This is a genomic window from Paenibacillus sp. 01L418 (assembly GCF_056400045.1).
Genome location: NZ_JBFTSN010000451.1, coordinates 1 through 4921 on the forward strand (window position 1 = coordinate 1; position 4921 = coordinate 4921).

Genomic DNA, 4921 nt, shown 5'->3' on the forward strand with positions numbered 1-4921 from the left:
GCCGCATAGATCGCTGCGCCAGAGGAAATTCCGCAAAGAATGCCTTCTTCTTTCGCTGCACGACGAGCGTATTCAAACGCATCTTCGTTCTCAATTGTAATGACAGCGTCGTAGATATCACGGTTCAAAATATCAGGAACAAAGTTTGCGCCAATACCTTGAATTTTGTGAGCACCTGGTTTGCCGCCAGAGAGGATCGGTGAAGCAGCAGGCTCTACCGCGTAAATTTTAATACCGTCGAAGTTTTTCTTAAGCACTTCACCAGTACCTGAAATCGTTCCGCCAGTTCCGATACCGGCAACGAACGCATCAAGCTTACCATCAAGGGAATTGATCGCTTCGACGATCTCAGGACCTGTCGTTTCGCGGTGAACCTTAACGTTTGCTTGGTTTTTGAATTGTTGCGGCAGGAAGTAGTTCGTGTTCTCAGCAGCTAGTTCTTCCGCTTTGCGAACAGCACCATTCATACCTTCAGAACCTGGAGTCAATACTAGCTCTGCACCGTAAGCGCGAAGCAGGTTGCGACGCTCAATACTCATCGTTTCAGGCATAACAAGAATAGCCTTATAGCCTTTTGCAGCTGCTACAAGTGCTAGTCCAATTCCTGTATTTCCACTAGTAGGCTCAATAATAGTATCGCCTGGTTTTATGATTCCCTCTTGCTCAGCTACCTCAATCATACTGATTGCAATACGGTCTTTTACACTTGCACCTGGATTTTGATATTCAAGTTTCACATAAACTTCTGCACTGCCCTCAGGCACGATACGGTTTAAACGAACAAGCGGAGTGTCACCGATAAGATCTAGAACACTTTGTACAATTTTGGCCATGGAAATAACTGCCTCCTTATTCCGACTAATTCAGTTGGTATTTTCACTAATTACATCTTAACAATCTCTTGCATCCGTTGTCAATAGTGACTTTAACGCTCCAATGAAAACGCAGCACCGGGCAAAGCTATTCTGTTTTCACAGCATCATATTTCTCTAGTAGCTTATCCTCAATTTTGGTCAATGAGTCTGCACGTTCAAGCGCCAGCTGCTTGCGTACGGTATCTTGCAGCCTGCCGCCCGACATATTCGTTGTCATTTGGCGCTCGATAAGACGAATAACCGCATAACCCCCATCTACCTTAATCGGACCAGCAATTTCAGCTACCCGCAAACGACTGGCTGTTTCCATCATTTCGCGGTTATAGAATGGGTCATCTTTATCAATCAAGCCGAGATCGCCGCCTGTATCTGCTGTAAAAGAATCAATGGAATAGGAATGCGCCATCTCAGCAAAATCCTCGCCATCCGATAAAAGCCCCATCACGGATTTAGCTTCCTTCATCGTCTCCGTTATAATCCATTGCAGATGCAGCTGCATTTTCTCATCAAATTCCTCAGGATGATCGGTTATATAGAGTTCAACCTCTTCATCTGAAACATGAATGCCTCGCACGACGATTTTCTCCAGAAGCAAGCGGTAATGCAAGTCCTCCAACACCTGTTCCCGACTCATGCCTAATTGCTCTTGCATGACTTCAAAAAAACGTTCTTCACTATCGTAGCCTTCAATCATTTTATCAAGCTCACGGCTTTGCTCTTCTGCAAGTATGCTTAGCTCAGAGGCTGCAGCTTCTAAATCAATCGCTTTGTGAACCATTAACGTGCGCAGAACGGCAGCTCCATATTGCGAATGAAGCTCACCTTCCAAATCTGCAAGCGTAATGTTTTCCTTGCCCACTTTAGCGATAACACGACTACCATCCGATTGATTCGTTGGTGTTTGGCCTGGCTTGCTCGGTTCAGCCGTTTCTTCCCCACTGCCGACATTCGTTGGCTGCTGATTATCCAGCTGTCGATCATGACCCGGCCACACTCTAATTACGACGACTACCGATAATACCACCATGCATACGGCTTGAAGGATGACAACGGCCTTCAGCACCTCGTATTTCCTCATTGCCCTAATGCCTCCGATTATTGGATCGGCTTTGGTTTCGCTTGTTCAAGCAGCAGCTTTAGCTGAGCCCGTTCAAATGTATACGCTTCGTTGCAAAATTGGCAAACGACTTCCGCTTTTCCATCTTCATCAATAATTTGTTGCAGCTCATGCTCACCTAAACTGAGAAGTGTCTGCTCTACACGCTCGGAGGAACAGAAGCATTGAAACTTCAAGTCCATCGTATCGTGAATGTGAAGGTCGCCATCTTCGCCTACAATCCGGCGCAGCAGCCCCTCCGGTGACTCTCCTTGATCAAGCAAAGTCGTTACAGGCGGCATCGATCCAACCGCTTGCTCCAGTTTTGTAATCTCATCGTCCGTCAAACCAGGCATAAGCTGAACGATAAACCCGCCGGCATGCAGCACCGAATTATCTGTACCCACCAAGACGCCAAGACCAACCGCCGAAGGCGTCTGTTCGGACACCGCGAAATAGTATGTGAAATCCTCGCCGAGTTCACCCGATACAATCGGAATACTGCCACGGTATGGTTCCTTCATCCCTAAATCCTTTGTAATATGAAGATAACCAGTGCGTCCAACAGCTCCGGCTACGTCAAGCTTACCCATTGCGTTGCTTGCCAAATGAACTTCAGGATGATCAACGTATCCGCGAACCTCTCCGTCTGCATTGGCATCAACAACGATCTGGCCGATTGGACCGTCGCCCTTTACTTGAATCGTCAGTTTTTCTTGCCCTTTCAGCATAGCGCCCATAATAGCACCTGCTGTTAATGTACGCCCTAACGCTGCTGTAGCCGTTGGATATGTACCATGCCTTTGGCGAAGCTCTTCAACAAGCTGAGTCGTGCGAGCCGCGAACACTCGAATCTTGCCATTCCATGCCGTCCCTCGCACCAGCACGTCCTTCAGCTGATTTTCCATCAAAATCCCTCCTGATTGCGTTCATATATAATTCTCAATCCTTCAAGTGTGAGCAGCGGATCAACCTCTTCTATCGTTTCCGATTCAGCAGCGATTAACTCAGCTAAGCCGCCGGTTGCGATTACACGTGGTGTGACACCAAATTCTGTGCGTATCCGTTTAACAATACCGTCAACCTGTCCTGCGTATCCAAAAATAATGCCAGCCTGCATCGATGTTACAGGATTGCGTCCAATGACACTTTTCGGCTTCACAAGCTCAATACGCGGCAGCTTAGCGGCGCGCTGATAAAGCGCTTCGGTAGAAATGCCGATCCCCGGAACAATGGCACCGCCCAAGTAATTGCCGCCTTCATCAATATAGTCAAAGGTCGTTGCTGTACCGAAATCAACAACAATAAGCGGTGAGCCGTATTTTACGATGCCCGCCACCGAATTGACGATCCGATCAGCCCCAACCTCACGTGGATTCTCATAGCGGATGTTTAATCCGGTTTTGACGCCAGGCCCTACGACTAGGGGAACTTTACGCAAATATTTGAGACAAAGCTGCTCGAGTGTCCGCATCAACGGTGGAACAACCGATGAAATAATGACGCCTTCCATTTGTTCCAGCTTCACGCCCGCATAATGAAACAGATTATGAATGTTAATGCCGTATTCATCTACTGTAGCAGAACGATTGGTGCTCAGCCGCCAATGGTGCAAAAGTTCTTTTCCTTTATAGATACCTAGCACAATATTCGTATTTCCAACATCAATGACGAGGATCAAAGCGACTCCCCACCCTTCTTCTCATTCAAATCCAAGCTAATATCGAGCGCATGGAAGGAATAAGTCAATCCGCCTACCGAAATGACATCAACGCCGCTAGCTGCGATACCTTTAACGGTTTCTAAAGAGACACCGCCAGATGCTTCTACGATAACGTGAGGAGAAGCTGCTTTAATTCGAGCTACACATTCCTTCATCAAATCTGTAGACATATTGTCCAGCATAATAATGTCTGCGCCACAAGCAAGTGCTTCGTCCACTTGCGCTAACGATTCTGTCTCTACTTCAATCTTCATTGTGTGTGGAATTTTACTGCGCGCAGCTTCAACCGCAGCACGAATGCCGCCAGAGCCTTTAATATGGTTATCTTTAATCATAACTGCATCGTATAAACCAAATCGGTGGTTAGCGCCGCCCCCCACACGCACTGCGTACTTCTCCAGCATCCGATGGCCTGGGGTTGTCTTGCGAGTATCGACAAGCCGAACCGGCAATCCTTCAAGCGCATCGATGAAAGAACGTGTCTTAGTCGCAATGCCAGACAGCCGTTGCATTAAGTTAAGCGCAAGTCGCTCTCCGGTTAATAGGCTATGCGTACTGCCCTCTACGGTGGCGATAATCGTACCCTTGTTTACATACTCGCCATCCTGTACTTTGKAATCAAAGACAAGTGACGAATCAACAACCTCAAATACGAGCTTCGCAATCGGAAGCCCTGCAATTATACCGCTTTCCTTCACATGAATAACGGCTTTGGAACGCGAGTCCCTTGGAATCGTCGTTTCGGTCGTAATATCCCCACTGCCTATATCCTCTGCAAGCCATCCGCGAATTTGCTCACGCACTGCCGCATTATAACCGCCTGCCATCCATTCAAACATCCTCTATTCGCTCCTCCGTCAATCCATATAGACGGTGTAACACCGTATGCTTTCTCCACATTGCATCATCGCGTACCGGGAAATCCTCACGGAAATGCGCTCCACGGCTTTCCTCCCGAGAGAGTGCAGCTTCCGTAGTCAGCAGGGCACAGGTGAGCAGATTAGCAAATTCGTATTCCTCACGCCCCGTCAGAACGGATTGATAGATAGGCAACTGCCGTTTCAATTCCTCAAGACCCTTCATAAGACCACTTGCATCGCGGCGCAAGCCAGCGTAACGGAYCATAATCTTTTGCAGCTTAAGCCGTCTTTCTACGACAGCTTGGATTGATGTACTGCTCCGTTCTATCTCATTACTAATATTAGGCTGAATCGTAAGACTCGGAAG

General features: G+C 47.7%; 5 protein-coding genes and 1 pseudogene. All 6 read right to left on the reverse strand.

All coding sequences use genetic code 11. From position 1 onward, the window contains the following. Window positions 1-833, reverse strand: an 833-nt coding sequence (cysK, locus tag AC1DSE_RS30065; RefSeq protein WP_477528684.1) for a cysteine synthase A, incomplete at its 3' end; no start/stop codon positions are given. A 127-nt stretch (window positions 834-960) separates the two neighbouring features. Next, a complete protein-coding gene (locus AC1DSE_RS30070) occupies window positions 961-1953 on the reverse strand; it encodes a peptidylprolyl isomerase (protein ID WP_477511772.1) in 993 nt (330 codons plus the stop codon). A 17-nt stretch (window positions 1954-1970) separates the two neighbouring features. Continuing rightward, window positions 1971-2879, reverse strand: a complete 909-nt coding sequence (gene hslO, locus AC1DSE_RS30075; RefSeq protein ID WP_477511771.1) for an Hsp33 family molecular chaperone HslO — start codon at window positions 2877-2879, stop codon at window positions 1971-1973. Further along, a complete protein-coding gene (locus AC1DSE_RS30080; protein ID WP_076271311.1) occupies window positions 2879-3652 on the reverse strand; it encodes a type III pantothenate kinase in 774 nt (257 codons plus the stop codon). The genes hslO and AC1DSE_RS30080 overlap by 1 nt, the downstream gene beginning before the upstream one ends. Further along, window positions 3649-4533: a carboxylating nicotinate-nucleotide diphosphorylase gene (nadC, locus tag AC1DSE_RS30085; protein WP_477528685.1), complete on the reverse strand. Its 885-nt coding sequence runs from the start codon at window positions 4531-4533 to the stop codon at window positions 3649-3651. Before nadC ends, AC1DSE_RS30080 begins: the two co-directional genes overlap by 4 nt. Further along, window positions 4526-4921, reverse strand: a pseudogene (locus tag AC1DSE_RS30090) (L-aspartate oxidase); the annotation flags it as partial. The pseudogene AC1DSE_RS30090 and the gene nadC, both read right to left, overlap by 8 nt.

Excerpts from the sequence above, each read along its gene's own strand:
- AC1DSE_RS30070 (WP_477511772.1), bottom strand. The coding sequence starts at position 1,953 with ATGAGGAAATACGAGGTGCTGAAGGCCGTTGTCATCCTTCAAGCCGTA.
- hslO (WP_477511771.1), bottom strand. The coding sequence starts at position 2,879 with ATGGAAAATCAGCTGAAGGACGTGCTGGTGCGAGGGACGGCATGGAAT.